The sequence below is a fragment of the Streptomyces sp. SP18CS02 genome, from assembly GCF_036322365.1.
Classification (GTDB): Bacteria; Actinomycetota; Actinomycetes; order Streptomycetales; family Streptomycetaceae; genus Streptomyces.
Window position 1 is genome coordinate 274913 of sequence record NZ_JAQYXC010000291.1, and the last position, 18131, is coordinate 293043.

17 protein-coding genes are annotated in these 18131 nt (G+C 73.2%); 6 read left to right on the forward strand and 11 right to left on the reverse strand.

Going from position 1 to position 18131, the window contains the following annotated elements; all coding sequences use genetic code 11:
* The first annotated feature begins 20 nt into the window (after window positions 1-20).
* Both PUR26_RS23920 and PUR26_RS23925 read left to right on the forward strand, forming a co-directional pair.
* Window positions 21-518 (forward strand): Lrp/AsnC family transcriptional regulator, encoded by a 498-nt coding sequence (locus PUR26_RS23920; RefSeq protein WP_329874790.1) that lies wholly within the window; start codon window positions 21-23, stop codon window positions 516-518.
* 49 nt (window positions 519-567) lie between these two features.
* Complete coding sequence (locus PUR26_RS23925) at window positions 568-2259, forward strand: DUF885 domain-containing protein (protein WP_329874792.1); 1692 nt, start codon at window positions 568-570, stop codon at window positions 2257-2259.
* A gap of 306 nt (window positions 2260-2565) precedes the next feature.
* On the opposite strand, the gene PUR26_RS23930 is transcribed toward PUR26_RS23925, so the two are convergent.
* Complete coding sequence (locus tag PUR26_RS23930) at window positions 2566-3051, reverse strand: rhodanese-like domain-containing protein (protein WP_329874794.1); 486 nt, start codon at window positions 3049-3051, stop codon at window positions 2566-2568.
* A 94-nt stretch (window positions 3052-3145) separates the two neighbouring features.
* Here PUR26_RS23930 and PUR26_RS23935 point away from each other — a divergent pair, with 94 nt between their 5' ends.
* Window positions 3146-3592 carry an Lrp/AsnC family transcriptional regulator gene (locus PUR26_RS23935; protein WP_329874796.1) on the forward strand — a complete coding sequence of 149 codons (447 nt, stop codon included), beginning with the start codon at window positions 3146-3148 and terminating at the stop codon, window positions 3590-3592.
* Here PUR26_RS23935 and PUR26_RS23940 read toward each other — a convergent pair.
* Genes PUR26_RS23940 through PUR26_RS23955 form a run of 4 tightly spaced genes read right to left on the reverse strand, consistent with a single transcriptional unit; the run spans window position 3582 to window position 8881 of the window.
* Window positions 3582-6635, reverse strand: a complete 3054-nt coding sequence (locus tag PUR26_RS23940; protein ID WP_329874798.1) for an SMC family ATPase — start codon at window positions 6633-6635, stop codon at window positions 3582-3584. The genes PUR26_RS23935 and PUR26_RS23940 overlap by 11 nt on opposite strands.
* Window positions 6632-7798: an exonuclease SbcCD subunit D gene (locus PUR26_RS23945; RefSeq protein WP_329874800.1), complete on the reverse strand. Its 1167-nt coding sequence runs from the start codon at window positions 7796-7798 to the stop codon at window positions 6632-6634. Before PUR26_RS23945 ends, PUR26_RS23940 begins: the two co-directional genes overlap by 4 nt.
* A gap of 42 nt (window positions 7799-7840) precedes the next feature.
* On the reverse strand, window positions 7841-8467 hold the full coding sequence (locus PUR26_RS23950) for a YigZ family protein (RefSeq protein ID WP_329874802.1): 627 nt from the start codon (window positions 8465-8467) through the stop codon (window positions 7841-7843).
* A gap of 9 nt (window positions 8468-8476) precedes the next feature.
* Window positions 8477-8881, reverse strand: a complete 405-nt coding sequence (locus tag PUR26_RS23955; RefSeq protein WP_329874804.1) for a DUF3291 domain-containing protein — start codon at window positions 8879-8881, stop codon at window positions 8477-8479.
* 304 nt (window positions 8882-9185) lie between these two features.
* Between PUR26_RS23955 and PUR26_RS23960 the strand changes: the two genes are divergently transcribed.
* Window positions 9186-9593, forward strand: coding sequence for a CoA-binding protein (locus PUR26_RS23960; RefSeq protein WP_329874806.1), 408 nt, complete (start codon window positions 9186-9188; stop codon window positions 9591-9593).
* Between the two features lie 308 nt (window positions 9594-9901).
* Here the strand turns inward: PUR26_RS23960 and PUR26_RS23965 are convergent, their stop codons facing one another.
* From PUR26_RS23965 to PUR26_RS23975, 3 genes are all read right to left on the reverse strand, one after another.
* Window positions 9902-10465 carry a YbaK/EbsC family protein gene (locus tag PUR26_RS23965; protein WP_329874808.1) on the reverse strand — a complete coding sequence of 188 codons (564 nt, stop codon included), beginning with the start codon at window positions 10463-10465 and terminating at the stop codon, window positions 9902-9904.
* A gap of 44 nt (window positions 10466-10509) precedes the next feature.
* Window positions 10510-11082, reverse strand: coding sequence for a helix-turn-helix domain-containing protein (locus tag PUR26_RS23970; RefSeq protein ID WP_329874809.1), 573 nt, complete (start codon window positions 11080-11082; stop codon window positions 10510-10512).
* 203 nt (window positions 11083-11285) lie between these two features.
* Complete coding sequence (locus PUR26_RS23975) at window positions 11286-12023, reverse strand: acyltransferase (RefSeq protein WP_329874812.1); 738 nt, start codon at window positions 12021-12023, stop codon at window positions 11286-11288.
* 141 nt (window positions 12024-12164) lie between these two features.
* Between PUR26_RS23975 and PUR26_RS23980 the strand changes: the two genes are divergently transcribed.
* On the forward strand, window positions 12165-12695 hold the full coding sequence (locus tag PUR26_RS23980; RefSeq protein ID WP_329874814.1) for a gamma carbonic anhydrase family protein: 531 nt from the start codon (window positions 12165-12167) through the stop codon (window positions 12693-12695).
* Between the two features lie 125 nt (window positions 12696-12820).
* On the opposite strand, the gene PUR26_RS23985 is transcribed toward PUR26_RS23980, so the two are convergent.
* The 3 genes from PUR26_RS23985 to PUR26_RS23995 all read right to left on the reverse strand — a co-directional run bounded on the left by PUR26_RS23985 (window position 12821) and on the right by PUR26_RS23995 (window position 16841).
* Window positions 12821-13576, reverse strand: coding sequence for a DedA family protein (locus PUR26_RS23985; protein WP_329874816.1), 756 nt, complete (start codon window positions 13574-13576; stop codon window positions 12821-12823).
* 69 nt (window positions 13577-13645) lie between these two features.
* The gene (locus PUR26_RS23990; RefSeq protein WP_329874818.1) at window positions 13646-15991 is read right to left on the reverse strand and encodes a beta-glucosidase family protein; all 2346 of its coding nucleotides are present in this window, start codon (window positions 15989-15991) and stop codon (window positions 13646-13648) included.
* A 397-nt stretch (window positions 15992-16388) separates the two neighbouring features.
* Window positions 16389-16841, reverse strand: coding sequence for a DUF4442 domain-containing protein (locus tag PUR26_RS23995; protein ID WP_329874819.1), 453 nt, complete (start codon window positions 16839-16841; stop codon window positions 16389-16391).
* 93 nt (window positions 16842-16934) lie between these two features.
* On the opposite strand from PUR26_RS23995, the gene PUR26_RS24000 reads away from it, so the two are divergent.
* The gene (locus tag PUR26_RS24000; RefSeq protein ID WP_329874822.1) at window positions 16935-18032 is read left to right on the forward strand and encodes a hypothetical protein; all 1098 of its coding nucleotides are present in this window, start codon (window positions 16935-16937) and stop codon (window positions 18030-18032) included.
* Window positions 18033-18131: the final 99 nt, after the last annotated feature.

Here is an 18131-nt window from a genome sequence, read left to right on the forward strand (position 1 = left end):
TGCCGTGTTACGTTCGCCGAATGAACGATTCTGTCGTGTTGGACACGGTCGATCTGCACATACTTCGCCTTTTGCAGAACGACGCCCGGACGACGTACCGGGAGCTCGCCGCGCAGGTCGGGGTGGCCCCCTCCACCTGCCTGGACCGGGTCGCCCGGCTGCGGCGGACCGGCGTGGTACTCGGGCACCGACTGCGACTGGATCCGGCCAAACTCGGCCGGGGCCTGGAGGCGCTGCTGTCCGTCCAGGTACGTCCGCATCGCCGGGAGTTGATCGGCCCCTTCGTCGAGCGGATCCGGGCCCTGCCGGAGTCCCGGGCGCTGTTCCATCTGACGGGCCCCGACGACTATCTGGTGCATGTGGCGGTGGCAGATACCGCTGACCTGCAACGGCTGGTGCTGGACGAGTTCACGTCGCAGCGCGAGGTCGCCCGGGTGGAGACCAGACTGATCTTCCAGCAGTGGGAGTGCGGGCCCTTGCTGCCGCCGGCGCCGCCCGCTCATTTGTCAGCCGACTGAGATCGAATGAGGGTGACGCGGCCACCCGGCCCGTACGAGGATGACCCCCATGCCAGACACCTCCACACGTGCGCTCCCGCGCCAGGTCGCCGACGCCTACGTCGACGCCCTCATCGCACTCGACCCGATCACCGGCACCCATCTCGGTGTCAGGGAAAGCGCCGGCCTGCTCCCCGACTTCACCCCCGCGGGCCAGGAAGAACTCGCCGCACTGGCCCGCGAGACGCTCACCCGGCTCGATGAGGCCGAGCGGCTGCCCGGCGCCGACAGCGACGCCGAACGGCGCTGCGGACGGCTCCTGCGGGAACGCCTCACCGCCGAGCTGGCCGTGCACGACGCCGACGAGGGGCTGTGCGCGGTCAGCAACATGCGCTCCCCCGCGCACAGCGTGCGCATCGTGTTCACGATGATGCCCACCGGGACGGACGAGGACTGGAAGGCGATCGCCGAGCGGCTGCGGGCGGTGCCCGCCGCGCTGAAGGGATACCGGTCGTCGCTGGAGCTGGGCCTGGAACGCAAGCTCCTCGGTGGCCCGCGGGCCACCGCCACCTTCATCGGCCAGCTCACCGAGTGGGCGGGCTGCGACGGTGCGCGGCGTGGCTGGTTCGAGGAGTTCGCGGCGGCCGGGCCGAGCGCGCTGCGCAGCGAGCTGGACACGGCGGCGCGGGGTGCGACCGATGCGCTGGTATCGCTGCGGGACTGGATGCGGGAGGTGTACGCGCCGGCCGTGCGGGACGCTCCGGACACGGTGGGCCGTGAACGCTATGCCCGCTGGTCCCGCTATTTCAACGGCACCGACTTCGACCTCGACGAGGCGTACGCGTACGGCTGGGCCGAGTACCACCGGCTGCTCGCGGAGATGAAGGCGGAGGCGGAGAAGATCCTGCCCGGCGCCGGGCCGTGGGAGGCGCTCGCCCACCTCGACGAGCACGGTACGCACATCGAGGGCGTGGAGGAGGTCCGGGTCTGGCTCCAGGGCCTCATGGACGAGGCGATCGAGGCACTGGACGGCACCCACTTCGAACTGGCCGAGCGGGTACGGAAGGTGGAGTCCCGCATCGCCCCGCCCGGGGGCGCGGCCGCGCCGTACTACACGGGCCCCTCCGAGGACTTCTCGCGCCCCGGCCGGACCTGGCTGCCGGTCGACGGGGAGACCCGCTTCCCGGTGTACGACCTGGTGTCGACCTGGTACCACGAGGGAGTGCCCGGCCATCACCTCCAGATCGCGCAGTGGGTGCACGTGGCGGACCGGCTCTCCCGCTACCAGGCGACGGTCGGCGGGGTGAGCGCCAACGCGGAGGGCTGGGCGCTGTACGCGGAGCGCCTGATGGACGAGCTGGGGTTCCTGCCCGACGCGGAGCGCCGCCTGGGTTACCTGGACGCGCAGATGATGCGGGCCTGCCGGGTGATCGTGGACATCGGCATGCACCTGGAGCTGGAGATCCCGGCGGATTCGCCGTTCCGCCCGGGTGAGCGCTGGACGCCGGAATCGGCGCAGGAGTTCTTCCAGTGCCACACCAGCAGGCCCCCGGCCTTCGTGGAGAGCGAGCTGATCCGCTACCTCTCGATGCCCGCGCAGGCCATCGGCTACAAGCTGGGCGAACGCGCCTGGCTGCTGGGCCGGGAGAACGCCCGCAAGGCGCACGGCGACTCCTTCGACGCGAAGAAGTGGCACATGGCCGCGCTGTCGCAGGGGCCGCTGGGCCTCGACGACCTGGTGGACGAGCTGTCCCGGCTGTGACCCGCGGGGAGCCGCCTCTCCGGCTCCTCTCGGCGCCACCGGCGCAAGGCGGCGCGGCGGCCGGCCGACGGCGGGGCGGCTGTGCCGCTGAGGCCCCGGTCGAGGGCCGGGCCGGCTGTACGGCCGAGGCCCCGGCCGGCGGCTGCCCCGCGGTCGGCCCCCGACGCCCGAGGTCGGGTGGCCGGGGTCGCGCGGCTCTTGTGCGGACCGCTCTCGACGGGGTGGCCGCGAGCCTTTCCGCGCGGAGATCGCGGCCTTCCCTCGCGGCGGCGGTGACGACGGCCACCGCCGCCCCGCCCCACGCCCTCAGCAGCCACAGTCGTCGCCGGTGACAGGGGCGGTCAGGGGGTCGGCGGCACGCCGCTCCCCGCCCTCCCACGTCTCGAACGCGAAACCCTCCCGGACCCAGTACTCGAAGCCGCCCAGCATCTCCTTGACCTGGTAGCCGAGCTCGGCGAGGGCGAGCGCCGCACGGGTGGCGCCGTTGCACCCGGGCCCCCAGCAGTACGTGACGACCGGAACGGACCTGTCCAGCGACTGCTCGGCCAGCTCCGCGATCCGCGCGGTCGGCAGGTGGATCGCGCCCGGTATGTGCCCCTGGTCCCATGACTCGGTGGACCGGGAGTCCAGGACGACGAACCCCGGGTCGCCGCCCGCGGCGAGCGCGGCGGCGACGTCCGAGACGTCGGCGTGGAAGGCGAGGCTCGCCGAGAAGTAGGCGGCGGCCACCGCGGGCGGGGCCGGCGGGACGCGCAGAACGGAGTCGGCGGCGGGGCTGATGTTCGTCGTCATGGCCAGAAATCTACGGCTCGTGATCATCGAGGTGAAGGCACGATCCCCCGGCCTTCCCTTGATCAGCCGGGGATTCCCCTGCTATTCAGGGACCATGACCGCATATTCCCCGGACGCGACCGACTGGCGCATCCTGAACGCCCTCCAGGACCAGGGGCGGGCCAGTTTCGCCGAACTGGCACGTGCCGTCTTGATGTCGGCCAGCGCCGTGACCGAAAGGGTCCGCAGGCTGGAGGAGGCCGGCGTGATCTCCGGATACACCGCGGTCGTCGACCAGGAGCGCATCGGACTGCCGATCCTCGCCTTCGTCAGGCTGCGTTACCCCAACGGCAACTACAAGCCGTTCCACGATCTGCTGGACACCACGGCCGAGATCCTGGAGGCCCACCATGTGACGGGGGACGACTGCTTCGTACTGAAGGTCGCCGCCCGCTCCATGGGCCACCTGGAGGAGATCTCGGGAAAGGTCGGCGCCCTCGGTTCGGTGACGACCAGCGTCGTCTACTCCTCGCCGCTCCCGCGCCGCTCGATCAGCCGTTGAGCATCGCCCCCGTACGCAGCTTCACGGCGGAGCCGCCCCGTTCCTTCACGACCTCCAGCTGAACGGGGACGCGGCGGCGCAGGTCGGCGACATGGCTCACGATGCCCACGCTGCGGTCGCGTTCGCGCAGCGAGTCCAGGACGTCGAGGACCTCGTCCAGGGTCTGGTCGTCGAGGCTGCCGAACCCCTCGTCGATGAAGAGGGTGTCGAGCCGTACCCCTCCGGCCTCGTCGGTGACGACGTCGGCGAGGCCCAGGGCCAGCGCCAGCGAGGCGAAGAACGTCTCACCCCCGGAGAGCGTCGAGGTGTCGCGTTCGCCGCCGGTCCACGCGTCCACGACGTGCAGTCCGAGCCCGGACCGCTTGCCGCCCGCCCTCGCGTCGGAGTGGACGAGGGTGTACCGGCCCGACGACATGCGCTGGAGCCGGGCGGTGGCCGCGGCCGCGACCTGTTCGAGCCGGGCCGCCAGCACGTACGACTCCAGGCGCATCCTGCGTTCGTTCTCCGCCGAGGTGCCCGCGGTCAGCCCGGCCAGCCGCGCCACCCGCTCGTACTCCTCGCGCACGGGACCGAGCCGGCGTACCTCGGTGGCCGCCCGCGCGGACAGCCGGGCCAGCTCGGCGCACCTCTCCCGGTGGGTGTCCAGGGCGGAGGAGGCGTCGCGCAGGGCGCGCTCGGCGGTGTCGAGGGCGGACTGGGCGGTGACCTCGTCGGCGGGCGGACGCAGCACGGCGGCGCGCGTCTGCGGCTCGGCGAGCCGGTCGGCGACCGCCGACGCCTCGGCCTGCCACTGGTCCAGCCGGCTCTGGAGCTCGCGATGGCGCGCGTCGTCGAGCAGCGCGGCGGCAGCGGCGGCCGGGGTGTCGAAGCCGGCCCGGAACGCTGCGTCGGCGAGCCGGTCGTCGGCCTGCTTGAGGCGCCGGGCGGTGTCCTCGGCGGTCCGTACCGCTTCGGCCGCGTCGGAGAGGACCGCGATCCGGCGCTCCAGCAGCGCGGCGTGTTCGGCGACACCGCCGGTGCCGCCGCCCCGGACACGGGCCAGTTCCTCGTCGAGGACACCCTGTTCGCGGTCGAGGGCTTCGCGCCGGGAGGTGCGCGCGGCGGCGCGGCGCTCGGCCTGCCGTTGCGCGTCGAGCCGGCCCTGGTGTTCGCGCTCCGCCCGGTCGAGGGCTTCGCGGGCGGCGTGTGTCCCGGCGGCGGCGGTACGGGCCTCGGCGTACGCGCGCTCCAGGTCCTGGACGGTCTCCGCCAGCCCGGCCGCGGTCGGGGACGGCCCGTCGGACCGCTCGCCCGGGTCGCCGGATGTGCCCGACACCTCCGCGCGGGCCGCCGCCAACGCCTCGTTCAGCACCGCCAGTTCCCGCTCCGCCCCGGCCTTGGCCTCCTCCGCGCGGGCGTGCCGCTCGTACGCCGCGTCCTCGGTCGTGCGGTCCACATGGCCGTGCCCGGCCCGGGCGGGTGCCGGGTGCTCGGCCGAGCCGCACACCGCGCACGGCTCGCCGTCGGCGAGTGCGGCCGCGAGCTCGGCCGCGATGCCCCGCAGCCGCCGCTCCCTCAGATCGAGCCAGGCCTCATGGGCTCCGTTCGCAGCCTCGCGGGCAGCCGACAGCCGGGCTTCGGCGGCCGTGACGCCGGTCGCCAGCGCGTCACGGCGGCGGGCGGCGTCGAGCCGTCGTCGGGCCCGTTCGAGTCGCCCGGCGAGGTGCTCGGCGCGGGTCGCGGCCTCCTGGGCGGCCTCGACCCGCTCCTGGAGCGCCCGGCGGGTGGTGTCCCAGCCCGCCAGCCATCCGGCCGCGTCCTGGAGGGTCTCCTCGTCGGCGAGCGCCTGCCGGTCCAGGTCGCCCCGTTCGCGGGTGATCTCCGCATGGCGGCGTTCGGCCCGGAGCGCCGCCTCAAGGCCGCCGAGGTCCTGCCTCAGCTGCCGCTCGACCGCCGCCAGTCGCTCCGCCCCCGCGTCGGCGAGGTCGCGCGGGAGGTCCGCGACGCAGCGGGCGTGCGCGGCGCTCGCCCGTCGGTGCTCCTGCTCGGCCTCCTCCCGCAGCCGCAGCGGTCCGGCCACGAGCTCCGCCTTGCGCGCCCGCTCCAGCCGGGTCTGCCATCCGTCGCGCTCGGGCCGCCGCGCGTCCAGCTCCCGCCGGCGCTCCTGGGCCTGCGCGTACCGCCGCTGCAGCGCCAGCAGTTCCCGCGCGTCGTCGCGGGCGTGCCGGGCGGCGGCCTGCCGGCTCTCGGCCGTGTCGAGCGCGCGGTCGGCGATGTCCAGCGTCTCCCGGGCGGCGGAGCGCGCCACCGCGGCCCAGGCGAGGACGGCCTCGGCCAGCCCCGGCTCACCCGGCCGGTGCGCCGGGGCAGGCCACTCCCGGCCGGCCGCGCCCGCGGCCTGAGCCATGCGGTGCGCGAGTGCCAGCAGCCGCTCGTCGCCCTGGCGGACCTGCTGCTCGGCGGCGCGCCGCAGCTCCGCGAGGCGCTCCTCCACCGCGGCGAAGCGCCGGGTGTCGAAGAGCCTGCCGAGCAGCTTGCCCCGGGCCTCGGCGTCGGCCCGCAGGAAGCGCGCGAAGTCGCCCTGCGGCAACAGCACCACCTGGCAGAACTGCTCACGGCTCATGCCGAGGAGCTGGGTGACCTCCTCGCCGATCTCCTGGTGCGAGCGGCTGAGCCCATGCCAGACGGCCTGTTCGGCGTCGTACTCGCGCAGCCAGGACTGGGCCTTCTCCGTGGTGAAACCCCTGCCCCGCTTCTTGGGGCGCTGCTGGGCGGGCCGTCGGGTGATCTCCAGTCGCCGTCCGCCCACGGTCAGGTCCAGGACGACCTCGGTGTACGTGCCGGCCGGTGCGTGGTCGCTGCGCAGCGAGGCGCCGGGGCTCTGACGGGCTCCGGGAACCGCGCCGTACAGGGCGTAGCAGACGGCGTCGAGGACGGATGTCTTGCCCGCGCCGGTGGGCCCGTGGAGGAGGAAGAGGCCCGCTTCGCTGAGCGCGTCGAAATCGACACTCTGGGTGGTGCCGAACGGTCCGAAGCCGGTGATGTCCAGCCTGTGCAGCCTCATCCGGACACCTCGCGCTCCGCCATGTCCACCCGTACGGCGTCGAAGGCGCTGTGGAGCGCCGCCCGCTCGGGTGCGTCGGGACCGGATCCGCCGCGCACATGGGCCACGAAGTCCTCCGCGATCTGCTGATCGCTGCGCCCGCGCAGCCGCTGCGCGTACGAGGTGAGGGGGTCGTCGGTGCTGCGCTCCGGCTCGAAGACGAGGCTGAGGGTGTGCGGGAAGCGCTCGCCGAGGCGCACCATCGGCTCGGCGGGGCGCGCGGCGTCGGTGAGGGTCGCCTCGATCCAGGACTGCTCGTGGCGGGTCAGCGCGGGATCGTCGAGGAGGTCGTCGAGCCGGCCCCTGATCCGGGCCAGTGGCCTGGGCACCGGGCAGTCGATCCGCTCGGCGTCGATCCTCCCCGCGCCGTCCAGGTCCACCAGCCACATCGTCTTGCGGTGGCCGGTCTCGGAGAAGGAGTAGGCGAGCGGGGAGCCGGAGTAGCGCACCCGCTCGGTGAGGGCCTGGCTGCCGTGGAGGTGGCCCAGGGCGACGTAGTCGACGCCGTCGAAGACCCCGGCGGGGACCGCGGCCACGCCGCCGACGGTGATGTCGCGCTCGCTGTCGCTCGGTTCGCCGCCGGCCACGAAGGCATGGGCGAGGACGACGGAGCGGGTGCCGGGCGCACGCCCCGCGAGGTCGGCCCGGACGCGCTCCATGGCGGCGGCGAGAACGGCCTGGTGGCTCGCCCTCTTGGCACCGAACTCCCGGCGCACCAGGGCCGGTTCCAGGTAGGGAAGTCCGTACAGCGCCACGTCGCCGTGCGCGTCCTGGAGCAGGACGGGAACGCCGATCCCGGACGGATCGGTCCGCAGGTGTATCCCGGCCCGCTCGATGAGTCCGGCCGCGACGCCCAGTCTGCGGCCGGAGTCGTGGTTGCCGGAGATCATCACGGTGGGCACACCGGCGTCGGCGAGCCGGTGCAGCACCGAGTCGAACAGCTCGACGGCGGCCAGCGGCGGTACCGCGCGGTCGTAGACGTCCCCTGCCACCAGCACCGCGTCCACCTCGCGGTCGCGCACCGTCGCCACGAGGTGGTCGAGGAACGCGGACTGGGCGTCGAGCAGCCCGACGCGGTGGAACGACCGTCCCAGGTGCCAGTCCGAGGTGTGCAGGAGTCTCATGATCCCCGAGGGTAACGGCGGGGTCGGACATCCGGTGCGGCTTCAGGCGTCCTCGTACACCTCTCCGCCCAGCTCCAGCCGGGCGGTCCCCGCCGTCGCATCGGCCAGCCAGGCGCGGAAGTTGGCGGTGTCGGCGTCCGGCAGACCGAGGTCGATGGTGACGGCCTCGGCGTAACGCACCTCACGCACGGCCCGGCCGGTCGCGCGCAGGTCGTTCTCCAGCTTCCCGGCCCGCTGGTGGTCGACCGTGACGGTGGCGAGCCGGAAGCGCCGGCGGGTGATCGTGCCGAGGGCGTCCAGCGCTTCGCCGACGACACCGCCGTACGCCCTGATGAGCCCGCCCGCGCCGAGCTTCACGCCGCCGTAGTAGCGGGTGACGACGGCGACGACGTAGCGCATCTCCCGGCGGGTGAGCATCTGGAGCATCGGCACCCCGGCCGTACCGCCCGGTTCGCCGTCGTCGGCGGCCTTCTGCACCTCGGCGTCGGCGCCGATGACGTACGCGAAGCAGTTGTGGGTGGCGCTCGGGTGCTCCCGGCGTACGCGTGCGACGAAGTCCTGCGCCTCCTGCTCGGTGGCGGCGGGGGCGAGCGCGCAGATGAAGCGCGAGCGGTTGATCTCGGTCTCGTGGGCGCCCTCGCGGGCCACCGTCCGGTACTGCTCCTGCATTCCGCCACCCTATGCGCCCTGCTCGGCCGCCTGCTCGGCGAGGCGGCGCTTCGCCTCGTCCCAGCCGATGGGGAGGTCCGAGACGGGGACCTCCCAGAACGTGAAGGCGGAGCCGCACATGGTCCGCCGCAGCCCCGTCATGATGCCGCGATGCGGTTCCGCACGGGCGTAGGCGTACAGGGCCTCGCGGTCCTGCCACGCGGAGAGGGTGTAGAACGTCCGCTTCAGCGGTCGCGCCTCCAGAGAGGCCCCGAGCGCTCCGGGCGCCTTGCGCACCTGTCCCCACGCGGAGAGGGACTTGAGGAAGAAGCGCGGCACGTCGCGCACGGAGCGGACCTCGAACCTGGAGGCCATGACGACGGCCGTGGCGCCGGGCGGAGCCGGATTCGGGGTGACCCAGGGAATGGTCGGCATGAGATCTCCTTGATAGCGAGTGGCGAGTGCCACTATCCATATTTAGATAGTGGCACTTTCCATTCTTGGAGGGAAGGGGACACCCGGCCTTCCACCCGGGGACCCGCTTCCGGGGAATCCCCACCGGCGTCCGCCGGTTCGCGCTCACAGCGGATGGCGGCGGGCGGCAGCGGAGACGCCGAGGAGAGCGACTACGGTCGATCCCGACCGACGACAGCAGCGACCGACGACAACCGCGGACGGCGGCCACCGGCGGCAACCCACTCGGCGGCCCCACCGCAAAGGCCCACCACAGGAGGCAGACGTGCCCAGCGAGACGGACACCATCCGCAGGATCCTCACCGAGTCGGGCGACACCTGGGCGGTGGTGGGCCTGTCGGACAACCGGGCCCGCGCGGCCTACGGCGTCGCGGCCGTGCTCCAGCGCTTCGGCAAGAGGATCGTGCCCGTGCACCCGAAGGCCGAGACCGTCCACGGCGAGCAGGGGTACGGCACGCTCGCCGACATCCCCTTCCCCGTGGACGTCGTCGACGTGTTCGTGAACAGCGACCTGGCGGGAGCGGTGGCCGACGAGGCGGTGGCCAAGGGCGCCTCGGCTGTCTGGTTCCAGCTCGGCGTGATCGACCAGCAGGCGTACGAGCGCACCACGGCGGCCGGGCTCGACATGGTGATGGACCGCTGCCCCGCGATCGAACTCCCCCGGCTGGGCTGATCCGCCCGGACGGACGCGGGACCGCCGACCGGCCGCGCCGGTCTTCCCGCCCGGCAGGACGCGCCCGGGCCGCTGCCCGCGCGCCGGCCCCCGCCGGACACGGCGCGCCCGATGCCGGTTCCGGTGCCGGTGTCCCGGACACGAGTCCGGGGCCGACGAGGGGCCGGTGCGGTGCCGGGCCGGGCGGTGCCGGGCCGGTGTGTGCCGACGTCGGCCCGGCCGGGCGCCGGGACCGTACGACGGCGGCCGCGCCGCCACCGCGAGCGCGTCCGACCGGCTGTCTGCCTGACTGTCTGTCTGTTGGTCTGTCAGGCGACGTCGATGCCGAGGCCCTCCAGGACCACGGCTCCGGGCAGCTGCGCGAAGGTCTTGCCGGGCACGATCAGCTTGCCCCGGCGGCGGCCGCTGCCGATCAGGACCCACTCCGTGTCGACCACCGCCGAGTCGACCAGCAGCGGCCAGCCGGACGGCAGGCCGATCGGGGTGATCCCTCCGTACTCCATGCCGGTCTCGCCGGTCGCGGTGTCCATCGGCGCGAACGAGACCTTGCGGGCACCCAGCTGCTTGCGCACCACTCCGTTGACATCGACCCTGCTACGGGACAGGACCACGCAGGCGGCCAGGGACGTCTCGCCGCCGCGCTTGCCCGCGACGACCACGCAGTTGGCGGACACGTCGAGCAGCGTTCGCCCGTGATGCTCGGCGAAGACGGCGGTGTCGGCGATCGCCGGGTCGGTGTCCACGTACAGCAACTGCTCCGCGGGCACGCCCCCTTCCCAGGCCCGTACGGCGTTCGCGACGGGCGCGGTGAGCTGATCGAGGCAGTCGGGGGCGGGGCGGGCGTCGTCGAAGTTCCCGAGGGGTGCGCGCATGCCGGTCACGCTAACAGCGGCGCCGGCCCGGTCGGCCGGCCGTCTCAGCGTACGGGAGGGATGGAGACCGCCATCGTCATCTCCACCGCCTCCTCGCCGTCGTTGCGGTAGATGTGCGGGACGTTCGACTCGAAGACGGCGGACGTCCCGGCCGGTACGGGGTGCGCCACGCCGTCGACGACCAGCGTCAGCCGCCCGGCCGTGACGTGGAGCAGCTCGGTGGTCCCGTCGGGGTGGGGATCGGAGGCGCTGGCGTCGCCCGGCATCAGCGTCCAGGCCCACAGCTCCAGCGGACCGCGCGCTTCCGCGCCGACGAGCAGGGTGGTGTGGCTGCCTTGGGCGGTGGACCACATACGGACCGCCTGCTCCTGCGGCACCAGGCGCACCTGGGGGCCCTGCTCGAAGTCGAGCAGGGTGGTGATGGAGACACCGAGCGCGTCCGCCAGTTTCACGGTGGTACCGACGCTGGGGTTCGTACGTGCCTGTTCGATCTGGATGATCATGCCGCGACTCACGCCCGCCCGTGCGGCGAGGGCGTCGAGCGTGAAGCCCCTTTCGTTCCGCCAGCGCTTGAGATTGCGGGCGAGCGATTGGGTGAGCTGATCGAGGTCCGACACATTCCGTCCAATATTTTAAATGAGGCGTTCAATCCACTGCACTACGGTGTGGTGCACCCGATTGTTCACCGCACTGTACTGCGAGGACAGGGCGACAGCACGGTTCACCCGGGTCATCGCCCTCCCGCGGGGACGGCCGGCGCCGGGGCGGACCCTCGCCGCCCGGTGCGGGTCCGGCCGGGAACAAGGCGTCGTGCCGCCGGTCACATCTTCTTCAGTTCCGCCAGCGCCAGCAGCTGTTCAGGGGTCACGCCGTCGGGAACCGGTACCGGCGCGGGCGTGCGCAGCGGGGGCTGCCAGCCCTTCTCCGGGTCCCAGCTGCGCACCACCTTGGCCGGCGCCCCGGCCACCACGGCGTGATCGGGCACCTCGCCCCGTACGACGGCACCGGCGGCCACCACCGCGTTGCGGCCGATCCTGGCGCCGGGCAGGACCACGGCCCCCGTGCCCAGCCAGCACCCCGGGCCGATCTCCACCGGCTCGGAGCGGGGCCACTGACGGCCGACCGGCGTATGCGGATCGTCGTAGCTGTGGTTGGTCGAGGTGATGTAGACGTACGGGCCGCAGAACGTGTCCGGGCCGATGGTCACGGGGGCGTCGGCGATGACATGGCTGCCGCGCCCCAGCACGACGCCGTTGCCCAGGGTGAGGATCGGGTCGGCGCCCAGGTCGAGGCCCGGCATCATCCCGGCGGTGAGCGTCACCTGCTCGGCGATGATGCAGTGGTCGCCGAGCACGATCCACTCCTCGCCGAACACCGTCCCCTGGGGAAACGCCAGCCTGGTCCCGGGGCCGAGTCCGCGGAAGCGCAGCCGCCCGGGATGCTCGGCGGTCACGGCCCCCGCCTCCTGCACCCACCGCCAGCCGCCGTGCACGGCGCGGGAGAGGACGCGGCGCCGCCAGGCGGTGAGAGAGGAGAACGTGTTTCTGTTCTTCGGCACCCGCACACGGTAGTCGGCCGGATGTCGACGGCCCGGCGCGGCATGCTGTGATGTTCGCCCCACCGTCGCGGGCCCGGTGGCCGTCGCCTACGGTTCCCCTGGCGCGACCAGACGGCACAAGAGGCATCCGAGGAGCGGGCGATGGCAGAGCGGGCGTTGATCACCGGGGTGGGCGGCAAGGAACCGGACGTGGACCCGGGGGCCTTCGCGGCGCCGACGTCCGTGGTGATCGGTGAGGTGACGATGGCCGCCGGATCGAGCGTCTGGTACCACACGGTCCTGCGGGCCGACTGCGGGCCGATCGTCCTCGGCGCCGACAGCAACATCCAGGACAACTGCACCGTGCACGTCGACCCGGGCTTCCCGGTCACGGTCGGCGAGCGCGTTTCCGTCGGTCACAACGCGGTGCTGCACGGCTGCACCGTCGAGGACGACGTGCTGGTCGGCATGGGCGCGACCGTCCTCAACGGAGCCCACATCGGCGCCGGTTCGCTGATCGCCGCCCAGGCGCTCGTACCCCAGGGCATGCGCGTACCTCCGGGCTCGCTGGTCGCGGGCGTACCCGCCAAGGTCAAGCGGGAGCTCACCGACGAGGAGCGCGAGGGCATCAAGCTCAACGCGGCGATGTACCTGGAGCTGGCGAAGGGGCATCGGGAGGCCCACCAGGGCTGATCCGGCCCGCTCCCGCCCCGGGCCCTGTCCCGCGGGCCCTGTCCCGCGGGCGGGAGGGGACTCCCGCGAAGGACGCGGGCCCGGACCACCCGGACCGGACTGGACCGGACCGGACCGGACCGTCCTCAGTCGGCCGACGCGGGGGCCGGCGCCGGATCGGCCGTCGGCCGGACATCGGTACGGGCGGCCGCGCCCTTGCCCGCCGTGACCCCGGCCGTGCCGGTCCCGGCTCCGGTCCCCGTCCGCTCGCCGGCCGCGCCCTCGGCCTCGACCCGCGCGGCCGCCTTCTTGGCCCGGTTCTTCAGCACGAGCATCGAGGTGAGACCCACCAGGACGGCGAGGACCAGACCCAGCCAGGAGAAACGCTTCAGCCATGCCTCGGCCACGATGCCGACCGAGTAGATGACGGCCGTCGTACCGCCCGCCCACAGGATCCCGCCGAGGATGTTGGCGATGAGGAACTTCCAGTACGGCATGCGCAGGACACCCGCGAGCGGGCCCGCGAAGATCCGCAGCAGCGCCACGAACCGGCCGAAGAAGACCGCCCACATGCCCCACTTCTCGAAAGACCGTTCCGCCATGGCGATGTTGGCCTCCCCGCAGTGTTTGGGGAATCTGGCGCCGAGCCAGGCGAGCAGGGGGCGTCCGCCCTTGCGGCCGATGGCGTATCCGATCGAGTCACCGATGATGGCGCCGGCCGTGGCGCAGGCGCCGAGGACGTACGGGTCGATGTCGCCGTGCTGGGAGGCGAGCAGCGCCGAGCTGACGAGGACGATCTCGCCCGGCAGCGGGATGCCGAGGCTTTCGAGCCCGATCACCACCCCCACCAGGAGGTAGATGCTGACCGGTGGAACGGTCTCTAGCCACTCCTGGACGTGCAACGCCGGTTCCTCCGTATCACCTGTGACTGCCCGGCGCGCGGGGGCGCGCACGCCGGGCAGCCTACCGCGTCAACGGACGACGACCCGCGCGCGTGTGGTGAGCCGCAGATCACGGGAGGAGACGCCGATACGCACCGTGCGCACGCCGGTTCCGAGGACCCAGCCGGGCCGCTCCGGGTCCCAGGAGGAGAGGGTCCGGGCGGCGACGCGGACGGTGACGCGGCGGCGCTCTCCGGGCCGGAGCTCCAGGCGCCGGTACCCGGCCAGCACCTGGGGCACCTGCTCCAGGCGGGTCAGGTCCGGCGACGGGCCGACGTACAGCTGGGCGACGGTGACACCGGCGCGGGTTCCGGTGTTGCGCACCGCGAAGCAGGCCGTGAGGCCGCCGCCGCGCGCGGGCGTCACGGTCAGCCCCTCGTACGCGAAGGTGGTGTAGGACAGCCCGTGACCGAAGGGGAACAGCGGCTCGACGCCCTCCGCGTCGTACCAGCGGTAGCCGGTGCGGATGCCCTCGGAGTACTCCTCGACGCCGCCCGCCCCCGGGTACCGGCTCGGGTCGCCTGCCGTGGGGTGCAGCTCCTCCGAGGCCGGGAACGACTGGGTGAGCCGGCCGCCGGGATCGGCGTCGCCGAAGAGGACCGCGGTGGTCGCGGCGGCGCCTTCCTGACCCGGGTAGTACATCTGCAGGACGGCGCCGGTCCTGGTCAGCCACGGCATGGTGAGGGCGGACGAGGTGTTGAGGACGACGGTGGTCCGGGGGTTGACCGCGGTCACGGCGTCGATCAGCGCCTCCTGGCCGCCCGGCAGCGCGAGGGTGGTGCGGTCACGCCCTTCGGTGGCGTCCTCGTACGCGAAGAGCACGACACTGTGGGCGGCACGCGCGGCGTCCACCGCCTCGGCGACGTCGGCGGCGCGGGTGGCCCCGGTCGTCCGGCGGAGCCGGAAGAGCTGCCCCTTGGCGCCGCCCTTCGCGGTGACGCGCAGGGTGTGCCGGCCGGCCGTGAGGCCGAGGGTCCCGCGGCGGACCTTGAGGCCGTCGGGCGCCAAGGCGACCAGGCCGCCCGCGAAGAACTCGGCCAGGCCGTCCTGGACGGCGAACACGTCGACGCCGTCCAGGAGGACCTTCGGGCGCTCGCCGCCGTAGTGGATGACGAAGGTCCACGCGTCGGCCTCCTCGACGGTGAGCGTCCCGTCGTACGTCCAGGTCCGTCCCGCCGGGACGGCCATGCCCTCGAAGGCGGCGGCGGGAGCGAGGGCGGCCGCCGGCAGCGGCTTCCCGTACAGGTCCTCGCCGACGGCGTGGGCGACCGTGGCGCCGTGGCCCGCCCGGGCGGTGATCACGTCGAGGGGGCTGTCGGCCCGGTCGGGGACGACATGGGCGCTGCCGCCGCCGCTGACGAACGCGAGGGCGCCGGTCGGGCCGATGACGGCGAGGGACCGGGCGGCCGCCCCGGCCAGCGGCAGGGTGTGGTCCTCGTTGCGCAGCAGGGTCGCGCCGGCGACGGCGACGCGGTACGCGACCCGGGCGCCGGCCGCCGCGTCGCGGACGGGGCGGTCGGACGCGGAGCCGTCGAGGAGGCCGAAGCGGCCCATGACGGTGAGGACGCGGCGTACGGACCGGTCCACCAGGCTCTCGGGCACCCGGCCGTCGCGTACGGCGTCCCGGAGGGGGGTGCCGAACCAGCGGCCGCCGGGCATCTCCATGTCGAGTCCGGCGGTGAGCGACGGCACGGTGCTGTGGGTGGCGTCCCAGTCGCTCGTCACCCAGCCGTCGAAGCCCCACAGGTCGCGCAGGATCCCGGTGAGGAGGGGGGCGTTCTCACAGGCGTGCACCCCGTCGACCTTGTTGTACGCCGCCATCACGGAACCCGCCCCGGCGGCGACCGCCGCCGCGAATCCGCGCAGCTCCGTCTCGTGGACGGCCTGCTCGCCCGCGCGGACGTCGACGGTCGTGCGGTCCCTCTCCTGGTTGTTCAGGGCGAAGTGCTTGACCGTGGCGATCAGGCCCTCGCCCTGGATGCCCCGGATCTCCGCCGCGACGAGGTCGGAGGTGAGCAGCGGGTCCTCGGCGAAGGTCTCGAAGTTCCGTCCGGCGTAGGGGGTGCGGATGAGGTTGGCCATGGGCGAGAGCAGGACGTCCTGCCCGAGCGCCCGGCCCTCGTGTCCGATGACCCGGCCGTACTCACGGGCCAGGCCGGGGTCGAAGGTGCTCGCCAGCATGACGGGAGCGGGCAGCGCTGTGGCGCGGGCCGTGACGCGCACGCCGGCGGGGCCGTCGGCCAGCCGCAGCGGTGGGATGCCCAGACGCGGCACTCCGGGGATCCAGCCCGCCTGGCCGAGGCCGGCCGGGTCCTTGGCCCCGTGGAGGAAGGTGAGTTTCTCGTCGAGGGTGAGCCGCGCCAGGATGTCGTCCACCCGTGCGGACACCTGCTCCGGCGCCCGTTCGGCCGGGCCCCCGGCGGGCGGGGCCGGTGCCTGCCCGGGCCCGGTGCCGGGCGCGGCGGCCCGGGCACGGGGTGCGAAGCCGCCAATCGCGGTCGCCGCCGTCGCGGCGGCCGCCCCGAGCAGACGGAGGGTGGATCGCCGCGAGACGTTCCCTGGTCCTCGCGGGACGTTCCCTGGTCCTCGCGAGACGTTCTCTGGCATGGGGGCGACTCCTGGCATGCGGGCGACTCCTTCACGCGACCCGGCGCACCGCCGGACAAAGGTGCATATGCGCACTATGCGTGAGCAGTGCCGGATAGCCCGTCAGACAGGGCCGCCCCCGCGTCCCGAGGGGGCGTGGGGGCGGCGTCGGCCGGTGTCCGCGGTGTCAGGAGCTGGGGCGCAGGGTCCAGATGATGGTCATCTCACCCGTCACCGCGCCGTCCTCGCGCGTGATCTCTATGTTCACCGGGAACTCGGGGCGCTGCCCGGCGTCCAGTTCGGCGACGACCTCGGCCTTGGTGCGGCCCAGCGTGGCGGTGGCGGTGACGACCCCCATCGCGAGCTTCTTGTAGCCGATCTCCGCCTTGACGGCGAGCGGGACGGCCCGGTTCATCTGGTCGCCGAAGGCGCCGATGACGATGGCGCCGCTGGCGGACTCGGCGAGCGTGAACATCGCTCCCGCGTGCGGGCCGCCGACGTGGTTGTGGAACTCGCCCTGGTCGGGAAGCCGGAGGACGGCGCGCTCGCCGGTCGCCTCCACGACCTCCAGGTTCAGGGTCTTGGCCATGGGAACGGTGGCCAGCAGCATCTCGCCGATGTTCGGCAGGGTCTCGGACATGCCCCGAAGTTACCAGGCAGTAGCAAAGACGGGAACCCATGGCGCGGGGGCGGCCGTGGCACCCCGCGGGCCGCCCCTCTATCGTTACTCGCCATGTGGCCAGGACAGCAGCCGCCCGGGGGCGAGCAGAACCCGCAGGACCCGAACCAGAACCCGTACCAGCAGGCGGGGTACCAGCAGCCGAACCCGTACCAGCAGCCCGGCTACCAGCAGCCCGGCCCGCCGACGGTCCCGCCGGGCGGACAGCAGCAGCCCGGTCAGCAGCCCGGCTACGCGCAACCGCCGTACCAGCAGCCCGGCTACGCCCAGCCCAACCCGTACCAGCAGCCCACCGTGCCGCAGTACGCCGTGCCCGGACAGCCTCCGGGCCCGCCCACCCCGCCGCCCGGCGGCAGGAAGAACACGACGCTCATCGCGATCGTGGCGGCCACCGCCGTCGTCGTGGCCGCCGGTGTCACCGGCTTCCTGGTCCTGAACAAGGACGACGAGAGCACCCGGGCCGGCGGTGACGGCAAGCCCTCGCAGAGCGCGTCGAAGCCCGCGGACTCCCCGTCCGCCATCGACAACCCGCGCGACGGTTCGAGCAACGCCAAGCCGACCATCCCCGGGTGGAAGGTCGTCTACAACCCCAAGTACGGGACCCAGTTCGACGTCCCGGCCGACTGGGAGGTGGGGAACTCCGGCGGCCTCACGTTCATCGAGGACAAGAAGAAGAACGACGGCCAGCCCATCCTCACGATGTCCGCCCCGGCGTACTTCAAGGGCGAGTGGTGCACGTTCGACACCAACAAGGACGGCCGCGAGGAGCAGTGGAGCCTGGCGACCGTCGCCACCAAGGGCGGCCAGGGCGCCAAGGACACCGCCGAGGCGTCCTACAACGAGGCGTTCAACTGGGTGTACGGCGCCTACGCGCAGCTGGAGGCCAAGGGCACGGTCAAGGCGACGAAGGCGGTCCCCTATACGTCCAAGTCCGGTCTGACCGGACACGTGTCGACGGCCACCGCCCTCAACACCAAGAAGGACAACAAGTGCGACACGGACGGCAAGTCGATCGCGTTCTCGTTCAAGAACGCCAAGGGTGACTTCGCCTCCTGGGTGCTCTACGCCAACGCCGGCATCAAGGACGAGCTGGCGAACGAGCTCATCCAGCAGATCCTGAGCACCGTCCGGCTGGCCCCGCCCACCTCGTGATCCTGCCGGGCGTTCCGTGACCGCCCCGACGGGCGGTCCATGACAGCCGGCGGCCCCCGGTGGCCGCCGGGGGCACCGTCGGGCTCCCGGACACGGGCC